15 protein-coding genes are annotated in these 18,095 nt (G+C 71.0%); 4 read left to right on the top strand and 11 right to left on the bottom strand.

The annotated features are described in order from the left end of the window. Nucleotides 1-35: 35 nt before the first annotated feature. The 4 genes from ruvX to OG386_RS34005 are packed head-to-tail and all read right to left on the bottom strand — an operon-like array spanning nt 36 to nt 3,974. Nucleotides 36-506: a Holliday junction resolvase RuvX gene (gene ruvX, locus OG386_RS34020; RefSeq protein WP_030009552.1), complete on the bottom strand. Its 471-nt coding sequence runs from the start codon at nt 504-506 to the stop codon at nt 36-38. Nucleotides 507-508: 2 nt separating this feature from the next. Beyond that, entirely contained in the window at nt 509-3,178 is a 2,670-nt protein-coding gene (gene alaS, locus OG386_RS34015; RefSeq protein WP_328791234.1) for an alanine--tRNA ligase, read from the bottom strand. Then, a complete protein-coding gene (locus OG386_RS34010) occupies nt 3,178-3,522 on the bottom strand; it encodes a DUF6167 family protein (RefSeq protein WP_327386401.1) in 345 nt (114 codons plus the stop codon). Before OG386_RS34010 ends, alaS begins: the two co-directional genes overlap by 1 nt. An 8-nt stretch (nt 3,523-3,530) precedes the next feature. Beyond that, the gene (locus OG386_RS34005) at nt 3,531-3,974 is read right to left on the bottom strand and encodes a DUF948 domain-containing protein (protein WP_327386400.1); all 444 of its coding nucleotides are present in this window, start codon (nt 3,972-3,974) and stop codon (nt 3,531-3,533) included. Nucleotides 3,975-4,121: 147 nt separating this feature from the next. On the opposite strand from OG386_RS34005, the gene OG386_RS34000 reads away from it, so the two are divergent. Next, nucleotides 4,122-6,296 (top strand): ATP-binding protein, encoded by a 2,175-nt coding sequence (locus OG386_RS34000; RefSeq protein WP_328791233.1) that lies wholly within the window; start codon nt 4,122-4,124, stop codon nt 6,294-6,296. 78 nt (nt 6,297-6,374) lie between these two features. Here the strand turns inward: OG386_RS34000 and rpsD are convergent, their stop codons facing one another. Continuing rightward, entirely contained in the window at nt 6,375-6,986 is a 612-nt protein-coding gene (gene rpsD / locus OG386_RS33995; protein ID WP_008740451.1) for a 30S ribosomal protein S4, read from the bottom strand. Nucleotides 6,987-7,308: 322 nt separating this feature from the next. Here rpsD and OG386_RS33990 point away from each other — a divergent pair, with 322 nt between their 5' ends. Then, entirely contained in the window at nt 7,309-7,950 is a 642-nt protein-coding gene (locus tag OG386_RS33990) for a DUF2470 domain-containing protein (protein ID WP_405786625.1), read from the top strand. Here OG386_RS33990 and OG386_RS33985 read toward each other — a convergent pair. The 5 genes from OG386_RS33985 to OG386_RS33965 form a co-directional block, all read right to left on the bottom strand. Then, on the bottom strand, nt 7,944-8,654 hold the full coding sequence (locus OG386_RS33985; RefSeq protein WP_328791231.1) for an HNH endonuclease family protein: 711 nt from the start codon (nt 8,652-8,654) through the stop codon (nt 7,944-7,946). The two genes, OG386_RS33990 and OG386_RS33985, sit on opposite strands and share 7 nt — an antisense overlap. 109 nt (nt 8,655-8,763) lie before the next feature. Further along, nucleotides 8,764-10,119: a replication-associated recombination protein A gene (locus tag OG386_RS33980; protein ID WP_328791230.1), complete on the bottom strand. Its 1,356-nt coding sequence runs from the start codon at nt 10,117-10,119 to the stop codon at nt 8,764-8,766. A 58-nt stretch (nt 10,120-10,177) separates the two neighbouring features. Then, nucleotides 10,178-10,795: a vitamin K epoxide reductase family protein gene (locus OG386_RS33975; protein ID WP_327386396.1), complete on the bottom strand. Its 618-nt coding sequence runs from the start codon at nt 10,793-10,795 to the stop codon at nt 10,178-10,180. 123 nt (nt 10,796-10,918) lie between these two features. Then, nucleotides 10,919-12,178: a histidine--tRNA ligase gene (gene hisS / locus OG386_RS33970; RefSeq protein ID WP_328791229.1), complete on the bottom strand. Its 1,260-nt coding sequence runs from the start codon at nt 12,176-12,178 to the stop codon at nt 10,919-10,921. A 10-nt stretch (nt 12,179-12,188) separates the two neighbouring features. Continuing rightward, nucleotides 12,189-12,899 carry an MBL fold metallo-hydrolase gene (locus tag OG386_RS33965; RefSeq protein ID WP_328791228.1) on the bottom strand — a complete coding sequence of 237 codons (711 nt, stop codon included), beginning with the start codon at nt 12,897-12,899 and terminating at the stop codon, nt 12,189-12,191. A 153-nt stretch (nt 12,900-13,052) separates the two neighbouring features. On the opposite strand from OG386_RS33965, the gene OG386_RS33960 reads away from it, so the two are divergent. Together OG386_RS33960 and OG386_RS33955 are read left to right on the top strand one after the other, a co-directional pair. Next, the gene (locus tag OG386_RS33960) at nt 13,053-13,844 is read left to right on the top strand and encodes a peptidylprolyl isomerase (RefSeq protein ID WP_328791227.1); all 792 of its coding nucleotides are present in this window, start codon (nt 13,053-13,055) and stop codon (nt 13,842-13,844) included. A 191-nt stretch (nt 13,845-14,035) separates the two neighbouring features. Then, a complete protein-coding gene (locus tag OG386_RS33955) occupies nt 14,036-15,265 on the top strand; it encodes a DUF349 domain-containing protein (RefSeq protein WP_328791226.1) in 1,230 nt (409 codons plus the stop codon). 86 nt (nt 15,266-15,351) lie between these two features. On the opposite strand, the gene OG386_RS33950 is transcribed toward OG386_RS33955, so the two are convergent. Then, nucleotides 15,352-17,781, bottom strand: a complete 2,430-nt coding sequence (locus OG386_RS33950; RefSeq protein WP_328791225.1) for a RelA/SpoT family protein — start codon at nt 17,779-17,781, stop codon at nt 15,352-15,354. Nucleotides 17,782-18,095: the final 314 nt, after the last annotated feature.

The raw sequence follows: 18,095 nt of genomic DNA, 5'->3' as shown, positions 1-18,095 counted from the left end.
GCCGTCTCATCGCGCGGAACGTTACCGTATCGCGATCAGACAACCACTTCGACGCACTCGCCGGGAGGATTACCCGATACCCGTTCGGTCTCAAGAGCGTTCTGAAGGATCACCACAGCGGCTGCCTGATCGATGACCGACCGGCCCTTCTTGGCGTTCTTCCCGGAGGCCCGCAGACCCTGGGCGGCGGTGACCGTGGTCATCCGCTCGTCCACCAGACGGACCGTCACCGGCTTGATGCCCTTGGCGAGTTCGTTCGCGAAGGCGCGCACCTTGACCGCGGCCGGACCCTCCCGCCCGCTGAGCGAACGGGGAAGGCCGACCACGACTTCGAGGGGCTCGTACTCCTCGACGAGCTGCCGCAGCCGCCGGTGGGCGAAGGGGATGTCCCGGCCCGGAACGGTTTCCACCGGTGTGGCCAACACCCCGTCGGGGTCGCACGAGGCGACCCCGATACGGGCGTCACCGACATCGATGGCGAGCCGGCGGCCGCGGCGCAGGGTCATCGTCAGACCGTCTCTACGACGAGGCGCTCGACGGCGCTGATGGCCTCCGGCACGGCGGCCGGGTTCTGGCCGCCGCCCTGCGCGACGTCCGGCTTGCCGCCACCGCCGCCACCGAGGGTCTTGGCGGCCGTACGGACCAGGTCGCCCGCCTTGAGGCCGCGCTCGCGGGCGGCCTCGTTGGTGGCGATGACGGTCAGCGGGCGGTCGTTCGCCACGGTGAACAGGGCCACGACGGCCGGGCGGTCACCCGGAATGCGGCCCCGGACGTCGAGGACCAGCTTGCGCAGGTCGTCGGCGCCGATGCCGTCCGCCACCTGGCCGACGACGAGGGCGACGCCCTTGATGTCCTGAGCGTTCTGGGCGAGCCCGGCGGCGGCCTGGAGGACCTTCTCCGCGCGGAACTTCTCGATCTCCTTCTCGGCGTCCTTCAGCTTGCCGAGCATGGAGGCGATCTTCTCCGGCAGCTCCTCCGGACGGCCCTTGACCAGCTCCTGGAGCTGGGCGACGACCGTGTGCTCCTTGGCGAGGAAGTTGTACGCGTCCACGCCGACGAGGGCCTCGACGCGGCGCACGCCGGAGCCGATGGAGGACTCGCCGAGCAACTTCACCAGACCCAGCTGGGCGGTGTTGCCGACGTGCGTGCCGCCGCACAGCTCCTTGGAGAAGTCGCCGATGGTCACGACGCGGACCCGCTCGCCGTACTTCTCGCCGAACTCGGCGATGGCGCCCTGCTTCTTCGCCTCGTCGATGCTCATGATCTCGGCGGTCACTTCGAGCTCGCGCGAGAGCACGTCGTTGATCTTCTGCTCGACGTCGGTGAGGACCGAGCCGGGAACGGCGTTCGGGGAGCCGAAGTCGAAGCGGAAGCGGCCGGGGCTGTTCTCCGAACCGGCCTGGGCGGCGGTCGGGCCGAGGGCGTCGCGCAGCGCCTGGTGGGTCAGGTGCGTGGCCGAGTGGGCGCGGGCGATGGCGCGGCGGCGCTTGATGTCGATGGCGGCGTACGCGGAGGCGCCCACCGTCACCTCGCCGACCTGGACGGAGCCCTTGTGCACGGAGACGCCCGGGACCGGCTGCTGGACGTCGCGGATCTCGATGACGGCGCCGGTGTCGAGCTTGATGCGGCCCTGGTCGGCGAGCTGGCCGCCGCCCTCGGCGTAGAAGGGGGTGCGGTCGAGGACGACCTCGACCTCGTCGCCCTCGGAGGCGGCGGGCGCGGAGACGCCGTTGACCAGCAGGCCGACGATGGTCGACTCGCCCTGGGTGGTGGCGTAGCCGGTGAACTCGGTGGCGCCGGAGCCGTCGGCGATCTCCCGGTAGGCGGACATGTCCGCGTGGCCGGTCTTCTTGGCCTTGGCGTCGGCCTTGGCCCGGTCGCGCTGCTCCTGCATCAGGCGGCGGAAGCCGGGCTCGTCCACGGTCAGGCCCTGCTCGGCGGCCATCTCGAGGGTGAGGTCGATCGGGAAGCCCCAGGTGTCGTGGAGCAGGAAGGCCTTGTCGCCGGAGAGGACCGTGCCGCCGGTGGCCTTGGTCTCGGTCACGGCGGTGTCGAGGATGTTGGTGCCGCCCTTGATGGCCTTGAGGAAGGCGGCCTCTTCGGCGAGCGCGACGGTCTCGATGCGCTTGCGGTCGGTGACGAGCTCCGGGTACTGCTGGCCCATCGTGTTGATCACGACGTCGACCAGGTCCTGGACGACGGGACCGGTGGCGCCCATCAGGCGCATGTTGCGGATGGCGCGGCGCATGATGCGGCGCAGCACGTAGCCGCGGCCCTCGTTGCCGGGGGTGACGCCGTCGCCGATGAGCATCGTCGAGGTGCGGATGTGGTCGGCGACCACGCGCAGCGAGACGTCCGTGCCCTGGGCGGCGCCGTAGCGCACGCCGGTCAGCTCGGTGGCCTTGTCCATGACCACGCGCAGGGTGTCGGTCTCGTACATGTTCTGCACGCCCTGCAGGATCATCGCGAGGCGTTCGAGGCCGAGGCCCGTGTCGATGTTCTTCGACGGCAGGTCACCGAGGATCGGGAAGTCTTCCTTCCCGTCGCCGGCGCCGCGCTCGTACTGCATGAAGACCAGGTTCCAGATCTCCACGTAGCGCTCGTCGTTGACGGCCGGGCCGCCCTCGACGCCGAACTCGGGGCCGCGGTCGTAGTTGATCTCGGAGCACGGGCCGCAGGGACCCGGGACGCCCATGGACCAGAAGTTGTCCTTCTTGCCCAGGCGTTGGATGCGCTCGGCGGGGACGCCGATCTTCTCGCGCCAGATCTGCTCGGCCTCGTCGTCGTCGAGGTAGACCGTGATCCAGAGCTTCTCCGGCTCCAGGCCGTAGCCGCCGTCCGCCACGGAGCTGGTGAGCAGCTCCCAGGCGTACTTGATGGCGCCTTCCTTGAAGTAGTCCCCGAAGGAGAAGTTGCCGCACATCTGGAAGAACGTGCCGTGCCGGGTGGTCTTGCCGACCTCTTCGATGTCCGGCGTACGGACGCACTTCTGGACGCTGGTGAGCGTCGGGGCCGGCGGCTTGGTCTCACCCAGGAAGTAGGGCTTGAACGGCACCATGCCCGCGGGCACCAGCAGCAGAGTCGGGTCGTCCGCGATGAGCGACGCCGAAGGGACAACGGCGTGACCGCGCTCCTCGAAGAAGCTCAGCCAGCGGCGGCGAATCTCAGCCGACTCCATCAGTGGTCCTCATTCCGGTCGTACGACAACTTAGGTCGGTGGGTGGTCTTGCTGTTCTCGATGGCCCGCAGCCGCCGCGGCCCGGGGAGGGCCGTGACGTTGTCGAGCCGGTCGGGATCCTGGTGGAGCCCCAGCGCGTCGTTCAGCTCGTCCTCGCGCTGCGTCATTCCCGCTTTGACGTCGAGGGCGAAGTCCTTGAGGCGGTGTCCCGCCTCCACGGCCTTGTCGGCCGCCTGGGCGGCGAGACTCTCCGGCGTCAGCTTCTTCAGCTGGCGGTTGACCTTGGTGGTGGCCCACACGCCGGCGGCTGCGCCTGCGGTGAACCAGAAGGCTCGGCGGAACATCGGCGGTCTCAGCCCTTCTGCTTCCGGCGCCGGGCGGCCGGCACCGTACGTCCAACGATCACGGTTCGTCGGGATGTCTTCGGCGGCGTGCCGCCCGACGTCGCGGCATCGCCCTTGCCCAGCGCCTTGCGGACGCCGTAGCCGAAGGCCGCGACCTTCACCAGCGGCCCGCCGAAGGCGGTGGCCACGGTGGAGGACAGCGCCGAGGCGTTGGAGGTGACCTCCTGCACGTCGCTCGCGATGGCGTCGACCCGGTCGAGCTGGGTGCGCGCGGAACGGACGGTGGTGGAGGCGTCGGCGAGCAGCGGGACGGCCTGGTCGGTCACGTCGGCGACCAGCTTGGTGGTCGCCCTGAGCACCTGGGCCAGCCTCACCAGGGCCACGGCGAGGAAGGAGATCAGGATGGCCCAGAAGACGGCCACGATGATCCCGGCCACCTCTACACCGGACACGTCACACCGCTCTCTGTCTGTACCTGAACCGCAGGACTATTCGCCCTCCGACCCTATCGCGCCGGAGATCCTCGGCCGTACCGGAAATCCGTGAGGACCGGATCCGCCTTGAACGCAGCGCATCCGGACCAGTACCCTCCGTGTCCCATGGGACAGACACCCCTTCGAAGCACTGCCGGGGGCAATCTTCCCTCGGAGCTCGGCCGGTTCATCGGGCGGGGTGGCGAACTCGCCGAGGTGGGGCGGCTCCTGGAGTGCTCGCGGCTCGTGACGGTGACCGGCGTGGGCGGGGTGGGCAAGTCCCGGCTCGTGCTCGCGGCGGCCCGGGCCGCCGCCGAGGGATCGCAGGAACGCTACTGCGACGGCGCCTGGCTGGCCGAGCTGGCCACCGTACGGGATCCCGCACTGCTGGAGCTGGCCCTCGCCGAGGCCCTGGAGCTGACCGACCACACCACCCGGCCACTGCGGACGGTCCTGGCCGAGCACCTGGTCGGGCGCCGGCTGCTGCTGGTGCTGGACGGCTTCGAGCAGCTGGTCGAGGAGTGCGCCGACCTGGTACGGGAGCTGCTGCGGCGCTGTCCCGGCCTGCGCGTCCTCGCGGCCGGCCGGCGCCCGCTGGACCTGGACGGGGAGTCGGTCTTCCCCCTGGCCCCGCCGGCCGCCGAGGAGGCGCTGGCCCTGCTGACGGCGCGGGCGTCCGCGGCCGACCCGGCCTTCGCGGTGACCGCGGAGAACCGGGCCGCGCTGGTCGAGCTGTGCGCCCGCCTCGACGGGATCCCGCTGGCGCTGGAGCTGGCTGCGGGCCGGCTGCGGACGCTGTCCCCCGCGCAGGTGCTGGCCCGGCTGGAGGACCGCTTCGCGCTGTTGACGGGCGGTGCGCGCGGCGGGCTCGCCCGGCACCGGGCGCTGCGGACGACGATCGGCTGGAGCCACGAGCTGTGCACGCCCGCGGAGCGGCTGCTGTGGGCGCGCCTGTCGGTGTTCGCGGGGCAGTTCGACCTGGACGCCGTGGAATACGTGTGCGCGGGTCCGGATCTGCCGGTGGAGGCCGTGCTGGACCTGGTCGGGGAGCTCCTCGCCCAGTCCCTGCTGGTCCGGGAGGAGACGCCCGCCGGGGTGCGTTTGCGGATGCTGGAGACCGTACGGATGTACGGGGCGGGGTGGCTGGAGTCGCTGGGCGACGCCGGACGCCTGCGGCGGCGCCACCGGGACTGGTACGTGGGGCTGGCGACGTGGTGCGAGCTGGACTGGTTCAGCCCGCGCCAGCAGGAGGTGGCCGCGCTGGTGGAGGCGGAGCTGCCGAACATCCGGCTGGCCCTGGAGTGCTGCCTGGACGAGCCGGACGAGGCGCACCTGGGCCAGTACCTGGCGGGGACCCTGTGGTTCTACTGGGCCGGCTGCGGGCGCCTGACCGAGGGGCGGCACTGGCTGGACCGGACCCTGGAGCCGGCGGACCAGGCGGTGGAGTACGAGACCTCGCGACTGAAGGCCCTGTGGGTACTGGGCTATGTCGCGGCCCTGCAGGGGGACGCGGCGGCCTCGATGAGCGCCCTGTACGAGTGCCGGGACGGGGCGGCGCAGAGCGGGAACCCGGTCGCAGCGGCCTACGCGGTGCACCGGATGGGCTGCCTGGCGCTGGTTTCGGACGAGATGGCGCGGGCCCGGGAGCTGCTGGGCGCGGCGCTGGAGCAGTACCGGGCGGCCGGCGAGCTGAACAGCAACGTGCTGATGTGCCAGGTGGAGCTGGGGATGGCGCTGGCCTTCCTCGGTGACCTGCCGGGCGCGCTCGCGCTGTGCGGGGAGGTCCGGGAGATCTGCGAGGAGCGCGGGGAGCGCTGGACGAAGGCGTACGCCCTGTACGTGCTCGCGTACGCGGCCCTCGACGCGGGGCGCACCCAGGAGGCGCGGCGGCTGCTGACCGAGTGCGTGGCGATCAACCACGTCTTCCACGATCTGGTCGGGCTGGTGCTCGCGCTGGAGCTGCTCGCACTGGTCACGGTCGCGGAGGGGCACGCGGCCGAGGCCGCGGTGCTCCAGGGCGCGGCGGAACCGATGTGGGGCGGGGTGGGGCTGCAGCTGTTCGGGTCGGGGTACTTCAACGCCCCGCGGCTGATGTGCCGGGAGCGGGCGGGCGAGCTGCTGGGCGCCGAGCGCTACGCGGCGTACGAGGCCGAGGGCCGGGAGCTGAGCCGTGAGGCGCTGGTCGGGCGGGCGCTGCGCGATCCGGAGGAGCACGGCGCCGGCGGGGTGCCGCGGCAGGCGGGGCGGCCGCGCGGCTCCCGGGTGTCGACGGGTGCGGCGGCGGAGCGGCCGCACCCGTGACGCCGGACCCGGAAACGGAAAACCCGCCGCCCCATGGAGGGGACGGCGGGCTGACCAGTCGGTGAGACTAGGCCTGCATCAGCGGGCGTAGTACTCGACGACGAGCTGCTCGTCGCAGATGACCGGGATTTCCTTGCGGTTCGGGTCGCGGTCCAGGCGGAAGGCCAGGGCCTTCAGGTTGACCTGCAGGTAGCGCGGGGTCTCGCCCTCGCCTGCGTAGCCACCCTCACGGGCAACCTGGAACGGAACCTTCTCGCGGCTGCGCTCGCGCACGGTGATGACGTCGTCCGGACGGACGCGGAACGACGGCTTGTCGACCTTGTCGCCGTTGACCTCGATGTGGCCGTGAACGACCATCTGGCGAGCCTGGTAGATGGTGCGGGCGATGCCCGAACGCAGGACCAGGGCGTCGAGGCGACGCTCGAGCTCGACGACCAGCGCCTCGCCCGTCTTGCCTTCGGCCTTCTTGGCGCGGTCGTACGCGCGGGCCATCTGACGCTCAGAGATGTCGTACTGAGCGCGCAGACGCTGCTTCTCCAGCAGACGAACCTTGTAGTCCGAGTTCTGCTTGCGGCCACGGCCGTGCTCGCCCGGCGGGTAGGGGCGGGCCTCGAAGTACTTGACGGCCTTCGGGGTCAGCGCAATGCCGAGGGCACGCGACTTCTTGACCTTGGGTCGCTTCTGGTTCACGGGGAACCTACCTCCATGTAAGTTAGGTGAGGCTTACCTTAGCGAGGAGGACGTAATGTCTCGACCACATGGGATCCCCCTGCCCAGTGCGCAACGCAGTTCGGATTCAGACGAAACAGAATCCGCTTGCGCCGACGATAAGCAAGGTCAGCCGCGTCCCAGGGAAGGCGTTCGGCAGCTCACCGGAGCCGAACGCGTACGAACCCTCGTAGAGTCCAACGCCTCAGTATCCCTCACGCTGATCGGTGCTCGTGACAGTCACGAGGCCGAGGAGTTCGGGACAGGGCTGCCGGTCGCACGGACCGTCACCCCGGACGGGGACGTGATTCTCCTTGTTTCCGGGGAATCCACGGCTGCCAGGGCAGCCGCTCACGCCCAGGACGACGACCTCACCGCCGTGATCGAGATCACGGATGTGGCGCCGGTGTCCGTCCCACATCGTATCCGAGGCCGCGCCTGGCTGGCCGGGTGGCTGACGCCGGTGCGCGGGGACGACCGCGCGGCCTGCGCGGCGCTGCTCGCGGAGCGGCAGCCGGTGGGCGAGCTGCTGGGCATGCGGGAGTCCCTCGACGCCCCCCACGCCGGTCGCCCGGCCTGGATGATGCTGCGCCTGGAGGTCGGCGAGATCTCGGTGGACGACCTGTGGGGCGCCGAGCACGTCGACCCGGACGACCTGGCCGCCGCGGAGCCGGACCCGATGGTCGCGCACGAGTCCGAGCTGCTGCAGCACCTGTACTCCGCCCACGGCGACCGGCTCGGCGAGCTGGGCGGCCTGCTCGGCGCCCGCGAGGCCCGCGGAATGACCGCCGTCCCGCTCTCCCTGGACCGCCTGGGCCTGCGCGTCCGCTTCATGGGCGTCCCGGCCGGCTCCTTCGACGCCCGCTTCGACTTCCCGGAGCCGGTCGCGGACATCTGCGGCCTGCGCCGGGCGATGCACTCCCTGTTCTCGGCCGCTTCCTACTGAGGGCAGGTGGCCAGCAGGTCCTGGAGGGCGAGCCTCTCGGGCGCCGTCACGGACAGGCCGTACTCGTCCTTGATGCCGGCGTAGCGGCGCGCGTACTCGCACCAGTACGCACGCCGGGGCGGCCGCCACTCGTCGGCCGTCTTGCTGCCCTTGTCCTGGTTGGTCCGTTTGTCCACGGCGAGCAGTACGTCGAGATCGTTGGCGTACTCCAGCCGGCGCTGCGGGGTCCACGCGTACGCGCCGGCCCGCCAGGCGGCGCCGAGCGCGACCACGTGGTCGGTCTGGATCTGCGAGGCCCGCCGGTAGGCGTAGGGCAGCACCTTGCCGGTGTACGGGTCGTGCAGCACGCCGGAGAGCACGACGCAGGGGTTCCGGTCCCCCTCGCGGAGCTCCCGGAGGTCCCGGCGCAGGACGTCGTCGCGGGTGTCACAGCCGTTGCGCCCGCCGACGGCGTCGGTCTCGTCGGACCAGTACCGGCCGAAGTTCTCGCGCTCGTACGTCTCCCAGTTCCTGCCCCGCTCGACCTTCAGCCGGGCCAGCTGCGCCCGCGCGGTGCGCGCGTCCGGCGGGAACCCGGCCCCGCTGAGCGGCACCCGGGCGACCAGCGCCGCCGCGCTGGCCCGCGCCGTCTCGACGCCGCCGTGATGACAGCCGCTGAGCAGCAGAGCCACCGCGGCGACGACGAGCGGTGCACGGCGTCCCATGCGGGGAGCCTAGGCCCCCGCTCGGCCGGCCGGCCGACACGGCTGTCCAGCCCCACCGGCGTTCGGGGCGCGGGGGTCCGGGGGCGGCGCCTCCGGGCCGCGCCGCAGGTCAGGACCCGGCGCCCCGGAGCCGCTCGCGGACCTTCTCGACCACGTCCGCGTAGCGGGCCTCCGCGCCGTACCGCGTCGGCTCGTAGTACCGCTTGCCCTGGATCTCGTCCGGCGCGTACTGCTGCGCCGCGATCGCGCCCGGCACGTCGTGCGGGTACACGTACCCCTGCGCGTGCCCCAGCTTCGCCGCGCCCTTGTAGTGCCCGTCCCTCAGGTGCGTCGGGACCGGTCCCGCGAGGCCCGCCCGTACGTCGGCCAGCGCCGCGCCGATCGCGGTCGTGGCGGTGTTCGACTTGGGGGCCAGCGCCAGCGCGATCGTGGCGTGCGAGAGGGTCAGGGCCGCCTCCGGGAAGCCGATCATCGCCACCGCCTGGGCCGCGGCCACCGCGATCGGCAGGGCCGTCGGGTCCGCCAGGCCGATGTCCTCGCTCGCGGAGATCATCAGACGGCGGGCGATGAACCGGGGGTCCTCCCCGGCCTCGATCATCCGGGCCAGGTAGTGCAGCGCGGCGTCGACGTCCGAGCCGCGGATCGACTTGATCAGCGCGCTGGCCACGTCGTAGTGCTGGTCGCCGTCCTTGTCGTACCGGACCGCCGCCCGGTCGACCGCCTCTTCCAGCGTCTGGAGCGTGATCTCGTCCTCGCCTTTGGCGATGGCCGACCCGGCGCCCGCCTCCAGCGCCGTCAGCGCCCGCCGGGCGTCGCCGCCCGCGATCCGCAGCAGGTGCGCCTCCGCGTCCACCGGGAGGGTGACGGAACCGCCCAGGCCCCGCTCCTCGGTGAGCGCGCGCCGCATCAGGGCGCTCAGGTCCTCGTCCGTCAGCGGTTCGAGCGTCAACAGCAGCGAGCGCGACAGCAGCGGGGAGATGATCGAGAAGTACGGGTTCTCGGTGGTGGCCGCGATCAGCGTCACCCAGCGGTTCTCGACGGCGGGGAGCAGCGAGTCCTGCTGCGCCTTGCTGAACCGGTGGATCTCGTCGAGGAAGAGGACGGTCTCCTTGCCGTAGCCGCCGGCCGCGCGCTTGGCGCCCTCGATGACGGCCCGTACCTCTTTGACGCCCGCCGTGATGGCGGAGAGTTCCACGAACCGCTTCTGCGTGGCCTGGCTGACCACGTACGCCAGCGTCGTCTTCCCGATGCCGGGCGGGCCCCAGAGGATCACCGACGAGGCACCGGCCGGGCCGCCGGCCCCTTCCCCGACCAGCCGCCGCAGCGGTGATCCGGGCTTCAGCAGGTGCTGCTGGCCGACGACCTCGTCCAGGGTGCGCGGGCGCATCCGGACGGCGAGCGGGGAGCTCGCGGGGTCCTTCTCCCGGCGGTCTTCGGCAGCGGCGGTGAACAGGTCTGGTTCCACACGGGAAGCCTATGCGAGCCCACCGACAGGGCCGCCCGCCCTCAGTCGGTCCAGGGGCTCAGGAGGTCCAGAAGTCCCACCAGCGGGTCAGGATCAGCATCCCGATGATCCCGACGTGCAGGACGGGCAGGACCCAGGTGAACTCGTCGAGGAAGGACTTGAGCCAGCCCGGGGCGGGCAGCAGCCCCTCGCGGACGTTGTGGGCGGTGACGTACCAGAACATGAAGATCGTGGCGACCCAGGCCAGGCAGCACCACAGGCAGAGCGAGTTGATGTTGTAGAGCGACTGGTACATGAGCCAGGCGCAGAAGACGACGCCGAAGAGGGTGCCTGCGTTGAAGGTCAGCCAGTACCAGCGGCGGAACGAGGCACCGGCCAGCATGCTCATGCCGACGCAGATCACGATCCCGTAGGCGACGAGTCCGAGCATCGGGTTCGGGAAGCCGAAGGCCGACGCCTGGTCGCTCGTCATGATGTTGCCGCAGGAGACGATCGGGTTGAGGCTGCAGGCGGGCTTGAAGGTCGGGTCCTCCAGCAGCTTGAACTTGTCGATCGTGATCACCCAGGCGGCGAACAGGCCCGCGGCTCCGGTGATCACCAGCAGCAGGGCCAGGGCCCGGCTCCCCCCGACGGTCCTGCCCCGGGCGGTGTCCGCGTCCGCGCTTCGTGTCGTCATACCGCCCGCTCCACATCTGCCAGGTGATCAAGCACGGGCCATTGTGCCGTACGAGCCTGTGAACGGACGGGGCCGGGGAAAGATCCCCGGCCCCGTCCCGTACGTGCTCCCGTGCCGCCGCCGTCAGGCGAGGCGGGTCCGGACCGTGTCGACCAGCTCGTCGACGGGCACGGCCGTCTGCTCGCCGGACTCCATGTCCTTCAGCTGGACGACGCCCTCGGCGAGGTCCCGCTCGCCCACGACGACCGCGAAGCGGGCACCGCTGCGGTTCGCGTCCTTCATGGCGCCCTTGAGGCCCTTGCCGCCGTAGGACATGTCGGCCGCGACGCCCGCCTTGCGCAGCTGCGTCACGAGGCCGAACACGGTCGCCTTGGCCTCGCCCAGCGCCACTGCGAACACCGAGGTCGACGCCGGGACGTCGAGTTCGACGCCCTCGGCCTCCAGGGCCAGGACCGTGCGGTCCACGCCGAGGGCCCAGCCCACCGACGGGAGGGCCGGTCCGCCGATCATCTCGGACAGGCCGTCGTAGCGGCCGCCGCCGCCGACCGCGGACTGCGAACCCAGGCCGTCGTGGACGAACTCGAAGGTGGTGCGGGTGTAGTAGTCCAGCCCGCGCACCAGCTTCTCGTCGTCCTCGAAGGCGACGCCGGCCGCCGTCACCAGGACCCGGACCTGCTCGTGGTACGCCTTGCACGCGTCGCAGAGGTAGTCCCGCAGCACCGGGGCGCCGACGAGCTGCTTCTGCACCTCGGCCCGCTTGTCGTCGAGGACGCGCAGCGGGTTGATCTCGGCCCGGCGCACGGTCTCCGCGTCGAGGTCGAGGCCGGCCAGGAAGGACTGCAGCGCCTCCCGGTACACCGGACGGCACTCCTTGTCGCCCAGCGAGTTCAGCAGGATCCGGAAGTTGCGCAGGCCCAGCGAGCGGTACGCCTGGTCGGCCAGGATGATCAGCTCGGCGTCCAGGGCCGGGTCCTCGGCGCCGATCGCCTCGGCGCCGACCTGCGAGAAGTGGCGGTAGCGGCCCGCCTGCGGCTTCTCGTAGCGGTAGTAGGAGCCCGAGTACCAGAGCTTGACCGGCAGGTTGCCCTTCTTGTGCAGGCTGGCCTCCAGGGCCGCGCGCAGCACGGAGGCCGTGCCCTCGGGGCGCAGGGCGAGCTGGTCACCGCCCTTGGTCTCGAAGGCGTACATCTCCTTGGAGACGATGTCGGTGGACTCGCCGACGCCGCGGGCGAAGAGGCCCACGTCCTCGAAGCCGGGGGTCTCGATGTAGCCGTAGCCGGAGTTGCGCAGGGGCGCCGCGAGGGCCTCGCGCACCGCCAGGTACTTCACGGACACCGGCGGGATCAGGTCGTACGTGCCCTTGGGGGCCTGGAAAGTAGCCACGAAGCTTTCGTCACATTCCTCGTCGTGGAGCGGCGGTGCCGTCTCCGAGCCCGGCGGCGACTTCCCGAAGGTACGGGTTGGTCGCGCGCTCGCGGCCGATGGTGGTCTGGGGACCGTGGCCGGACAGCACCACGGTCGAGTCGTCGAGCGGCAGGCACACGCGGCCCAGCGATTCGAGGATCTCGGCGTGGGAGCCGCCGGGCAGGTCGGTGCGTCCGATGGAGCCGGCGAAGAGCAGGTCGCCCGAGAAGAAGACCGGCGGGACGTCGGCCAGCTCGGGCATCCGGAAGGTCACCGACCCCTTGGTATGGCCCGGCGCGTGCGCCACGGAGAAGTCCATTCCGGCCAATTTCAGGGTGGCGCCGTCGGCCAGTTCGCGGACGTCGTCCGGCTCCCCCACGGTCAGCTCGCCCATGAGCGGCATCCCGATGGAGCGGCCGAGGGCCTTCTCCGGGTCGCTCATCATGTAGCGGTCCTCGGGGTGGATCCAGGCCGGTACGTCGTGTGCTCCGCACACCGGGACCACCGAGGCCACATGATCGATGTGGCCATGGGTCAGCACGACCGCGACGGGCTTGAGCCGATGCTTCTTCAGCGTCTCCTCGACGCCCTGGGCGGCCTGGTGGCCCGGGTCGATGATGACGCACTCCTCACCGGCGGCGGGGGCGACCACGTAGCAGTTGGTGCCCCAAGCGCCTGCGGGGAACCCGGCAATCAGCACGTTCGTCCTCAATCATCGTCCAGCGGGAGGTTGTAGACAGGAATCCTGCTGCTCAGAGCCTACCGGCGCCGCTCATTACACAGCGAACCCATATACGGTACGGCCTAGCCCAGCCCGGACAGCAGTATCAGACACGTACAAGGAGACGACCCGGTGGTCACGAGCGATCAGCGGCGGCGACAGCTCGCCAGGGAGAAGTACGAGCGCCAGCAGAAGCGCCGCGCCGAGGCCCGGAAGAAGGGTCGCCAGCGTGCGGCGGTGATCGGTGCGGCCGTGGCCGTGGTGATCGCGACGCTGGTCGGCCTGATCGTGGGCGGTGTCTTCGACAAGGACAAGAAGGACCAGGCCGCGGACCCGTCCGCGAACCCCTCGGCATCGGCGAGCGAGCCCGCGCCCAAGCAGTCCCCCTCGCCGGAGATGGCGATCGACCAGAAGGCGAAGTACACCTTCGGGCTGAAGACCAGCGCGGGTGACATCAACTTCACGATGGACGCGGCCAAGACCCCGCAGACCGTGAACTCGTTCAAGTCGCTCGCCGACAAGGGCTACTTCGACAACACCAAGTGCCACCGGTTGACGGCCGGCGGGATCTTCGTGCTCCAGTGCGGCGACCCCGAGGGCACCGGCCGCGGCGGCCCGGGCTACAACATCCCGGACGAGAACCTGGACTCGCTGGGCAAGGCCAACGATCAGGGCCAGGTCGTCTACCCGGCCGGCACGGTGGCGATGGCCAACACGGGTCAGCCCGGCTCGGGCGGCAGCCAGTTCTTCCTGGTCTACAAGGACAGCCCGCTGGCGCCGTCGTACACGCCGTTCGGCAAGATCGACGCGGCCGGCCTGAAGGTCCTGGAGGAGATCGCGAAGGCCGGTACGGTCGACGGCGGCCAGGACGGCGCGCCCAAGACCGAGGTGAAGATCGAGAAGGGCACGGTCACGCAGAACTGACCTGGTGCGCCGACCCCGGGCCCGGCCGGCCCGCATCCCGTACGCCGATATTCCGTCGTGCGTGATGCGGACAGCCGGCCCGGCGGTCGCCTATGTTGGCGTTGTGCAGGGCGGGCGCTGCCCGCCCCAGGAAACTGTGGACGATGCCCAGGGGGTGAACCCCTCGCAAGGCATCAGGTGGAGGAGGCGCTGTGAGCAGCGACCCGTGGGGCCGAGTCGACGAGACGGGCACCGTGTACGTGCGTACTTCCGATGGCGAGCAGGTCGTCGGATCGTGGCAGGCCGGCACCCCTGAGGAGGCCCTGGCCTATTTCGAGCGCAAGTACGAGGGCCTGGTGGTCGAGATCGGCCTCCTCGAAAAGCGGGTGCGGACCACTGATCTGTCCGCCAAGGACGCCCAGACGGCGATCGACCACCTGCGTACGCAGCTGGACGAGCACCATGCCGTGGGCGACCTGGACGCCCTGCGCGTGCGGCTGGACAAGCTGGTCACGACCGTGGAGTCCCGGCGCGAGGAGCGCAAGGTAGCGAAGGCCAAGCAGACGGACGAGGCCCGTGCGGCCAAGGACGCGCTGGTCGTCGAGGCCGAGCAGCTGGCCCAGAGCGACCAGTGGCGCAGTGCCGGCGAGCGGCTGCGCGCCCTGGTGGACATCTGGAAGGGGCTGCCGCGTCTGGACCGCAAGTCGGACGACGAGCTGTGGCACCGGTTCTCGCACGCGCGGTCCGCCTTCTCCAAGCGCCGCAAGGCGCACTTCGCCTCGCTGGACGCGCAGCGCGAGGATGCCCGCAAGGTCAAGGAGAAGCTGGTCGCCGAGGCCGAGTCGCTGTCGAAGTCGACCGACTGGGGTCCGACCGCGGCCCGCTACCGCGAGCTGATGGCCGACTGGAAGGCGGCGGGCCGGGCGCAGCGCGAGTCCGAGGACGACCTGTGGAACCGGTTCCGCGGTGCGCAGGACGTGTTCTTCGCGGCCCGCAGCGAGGTCTTCGCGGAGCGCGACGCCGAGCAGATCGAGAACCTGAAGCTCAAGGAGGAGCTGGCCGACGAGGCCGAGAAGCTCGTCCCCGTAACGGACCTGAAGGCGGCCCGTGCCGCGTTCCGCTCCCTCAACGAGCGCTGGGAGGGCATCGGCCACGTGCCGCGGGACGCCCGGCCGAAGGTCGAGGGCCGCATGCACTCGGTCGAGCGGGCGATCCAGGAGGCCGAGGAGGGCGAGTGGCGTCGTACGAACCCGGAGGCGCGGGCGCGTGCGGCCGGTCTGACGGGTCAGCTCCAGGCGGCGGTGGACAAGCTGCGTGAGCAGATCGACGCGGCGCGCGCGGCGGGCAACAACGCCAAGGCCGACAAGCTGTCGCGCGAGCTGGAGGGCCGCCAGGCCCTGCTGGACCAGGCGCTGAAGGGCCTGGAGGAGTTCGGCGGCTGATTCCCCGCACGGGTACGCGGAAGGGCCCCGGTACGGATCTCCGTACCGGGGCCCTTCCGTGTGCCGGGGCCGCGTGCGGCCGCCTGCTACGGCCTGCGGGCCGAGGTCACGCGGTAGACGTCGTAGACGCCCTCGACGCCCCGGACGGCCTTCAGGACGTGCCCCAGGTGCTTGGGGTCGCCCATCTCGAAGGTGAACCGGGAGGTGGCCACCCGGTCGCGGGAGGTCTGGACGGCCGCCGAGAGGATGTTGACGTGCTGGTCCGACAGGACCCGGGTGACGTCCGACAGCAGCCGGGACCGGTCCAGTGCCTCGACCTGGATGGCGACCAGGAAGACCGAGGACTGGGTGGGCGCCCACTCGACCTCCAGCATCCGCTCGGGCTGCTGGGAGAGCGAGTCGACGTTGACGCAGTCCGCGCGGTGAACCGATACGCCGCTGCCGCGCGTGACGAACCCGATGATCGGGTCGCCCGGTACCGGGGTGCAGCAGCGGGCCAGCTTGACCCACACGTCCTCGACGCCCTTGACGACGACGCCCGGGTCCGCGTTGGTGCGCCGCTTGCGGCCGCGCGCCGGCGGGATCGATTCCTCGATGTCCTCGTTGGCCGCCTCCTCGCCGCCGAGGGCCGCGACCAGCTTCTGTACGACGCCCTGCGCGGCCACGTGGCCCTCGCCGATCGCCGCGTACAGGGAGGAGATGTCGGGGTAGCGCATCTCGTGCGCGAGGGTGACGAGCGAGTCGCCGGTCAGGATGCGCTGGATCGGCAGGTTCTGCTTGCGCATGGCCCGGGCGATGGCGTCCTTGCCGTGCTCGATGGCCTCGTCGCGGCGCTCCTTGGAGAACCAGGCGCGGATCTTGTTGCGGGCCCGCGGGGACTTGACGAAGCCGAGCCAGTCGCGGGACGGGCCGGCGCCCTCGGCCTTGGAGGTGAAGACCTCGACCAGGTCGCCGTTGTCGAGCGTGGATTCCAGCGGGACGAGCCGGCCGTTGACCCTGGCCCCTATCGTCCGGTGGCCGACCTCGGTGTGGACGGCGTACGCGAAGTCCACGGGGGTGGCTCCGGCGGGCAGCGCGATGACGTCGCCCTTGGGCGTGAAGACGAAGACCTCGTTGCGGGAGAGGTCGAAGCGCAGCGAGTCGAGGAACTCGCCCGGGTCCTCGGTCTCCTTCTGCCAGTCCAGCAGCTGGCGCAGCCAGGCCATGTCGTTGACCGTGTCCTGGCCGGCACTGCCCTTGGCGGCCTGCGGGACGTCGGTGCGGACCTTGGAGGTGCCGGCGACGGTCTGCTGCTTGTACTTCCAGTGCGCGGCGATGCCGTACTCGGCGCGGCGGTGCATGTCGAAGGTGCGGATCTGCAGCTCGACGGGCTTGCCGCTGGGTCCGATGACCGTCGTGTGGAGCGACTGGTACATGTTGAACTTGGGCATCGCGATGTAGTCCTTGAACCGGCCGGGGACCGGGTTCCACCGCGCGTGCACGGTGCCCAGGGCCGCGTAGCAGTCCCGAACGGTGTCGACGAGGACGCGAATGCCCACCAGGTCGTAGATCTCCGCGAAGTCACGGCCGCGGACGATCATCTTCTGGTAGACGCTGTAGTAGTGCTTCGGGCGGCCCGTCACGGTGGCCTTGATGCGGGCGGCTCTGAGGTCGACCTGCACCTCGTCGGTGACGACGGCGAGGTACTCGTCGCGCTTGGGCGCGCGCTCGGCGACCAGGCGCACGATCTCGTCGTACATCTTCGGGTAGAGGATCGCGAAGGAGAGGTCTTCCAGCTCCCACTTGATCGTGTTCATGCCCAGCCGGTGCGCCAGCGGGGCGTAGATCTCGAGGGTCTCGCGGGCCTTCTTCTCCTGCTTCTCCCGCTTGAGGTAGCGCATGGTGCGCATGTTGTGCAGCCGGTCGGCGAGCTTGATGACCAGGACGCGCGGGTCCTTGGCCATCGCCACGACCATCTTGCGGACGGTCTCCGCCTGGGCCGCCTCGCCGAACTTCACCCGGTCCAGCTTGGTGACGCCGTCGACGAGCAGGGCCACGGCGTCGCCGAAGTCGCGGCGCAGGTCTTCGAGGCCGTACTCGGTGTCCTCGACGGTGTCGTGCAGCAGACCGGCCATCAGGGTGGCCGGGTCCATGCCGAGCTCGGCGAGGATGGTGGTCACCGCGAGCGGGTGGGTGATGTACGGGTCGCCGCTCTTGCGCTTCTGGCCGCGGTGCCAGCGTTCGGCCACCTGGTAGGCCTGCTCCAGCTGGCGCAGCGTCGACGTCTCGATCTTCGGGTCGTTGCTGCGGACTATGCGGAGCAACGGCTCCAGAACCGGGTTGTACGGGTTCGAGCGCTGTACGCCCAGCCGGGCGAGACGGGCGCGCACCCGGTTGGAGGACCCGGCGGACTTCGCCGGCGCGGGCTTGACCGGCGGCACCGGCGGGGCCGGCGGCGGCGTGGCGGGTGCCGCCGTGGTCTGCTCGGCCTGCGGGTCGGGCTGCGCGGCGGAGATTGGCTGGACCTCGTCTGGCAAGAGCGCTCCTCACGGGGGTCCCCCCGAACGGAGTCTGGGGGAGGATCCGGTGCCCGTGTCCGGTCCGGACAACCCATGGTAGCGAGGGTTCGGCCCCCTCGTTCCGCGAGCCCCTTCCTGTGCCGGTCCGCTCCCGGCCCCTCCCCGGGGCTCCGCCGCGGACCCCGCGCCTCGAACGCCGGCGGCGCCGAATCTTCCAGCCCCGCCGGCGTTTGAGGCGCGGGGGTCCGGGGGCGGCGCCCCCGCAGCGGCGCCGCAGACGAAAGCGGCGGGCACCCGGGACGTCCCGGATACCCGCCGCTCGACAAGCGAAG

This window comes from Streptomyces sp. NBC_00273 (assembly GCF_036178145.1).
GTDB lineage: Bacteria > Actinomycetota > Actinomycetes > Streptomycetales > Streptomycetaceae > Streptomyces.
The sequence above is the reverse complement of the archived record's forward strand: the minus strand, read 5'-3'. Positions and strand labels throughout refer to the sequence as shown.

What these genes read in the sequence shown, in the direction of transcription:
- OG386_RS33975 (WP_327386396.1), bottom strand. Translation starts at nt 10,795, where the DNA reads ATGACGACACGAAGCGCGGACGCGGACACCGCCCGGGGCAGGACCGTC.
- alaS (WP_328791234.1), bottom strand. Translation starts at nt 3,178, where the DNA reads ATGGAGTCGGCTGAGATTCGCCGCCGCTGGCTGAGCTTCTTCGAGGAG.
- OG386_RS34010 (WP_327386401.1), bottom strand. Translation starts at nt 3,522, where the DNA reads ATGTTCCGCCGAGCCTTCTGGTTCACCGCAGGCGCAGCCGCCGGCGTG.
- OG386_RS34000 (WP_328791233.1), top strand. Translation starts at nt 4,122, where the DNA reads ATGGGACAGACACCCCTTCGAAGCACTGCCGGGGGCAATCTTCCCTCG.
- OG386_RS33985 (WP_328791231.1), bottom strand. Translation starts at nt 8,654, where the DNA reads ATGGGACGCCGTGCACCGCTCGTCGTCGCCGCGGTGGCTCTGCTGCTC.
- ruvX (WP_030009552.1), bottom strand. Translation starts at nt 506, where the DNA reads ATGACCCTGCGCCGCGGCCGCCGGCTCGCCATCGATGTCGGTGACGCC.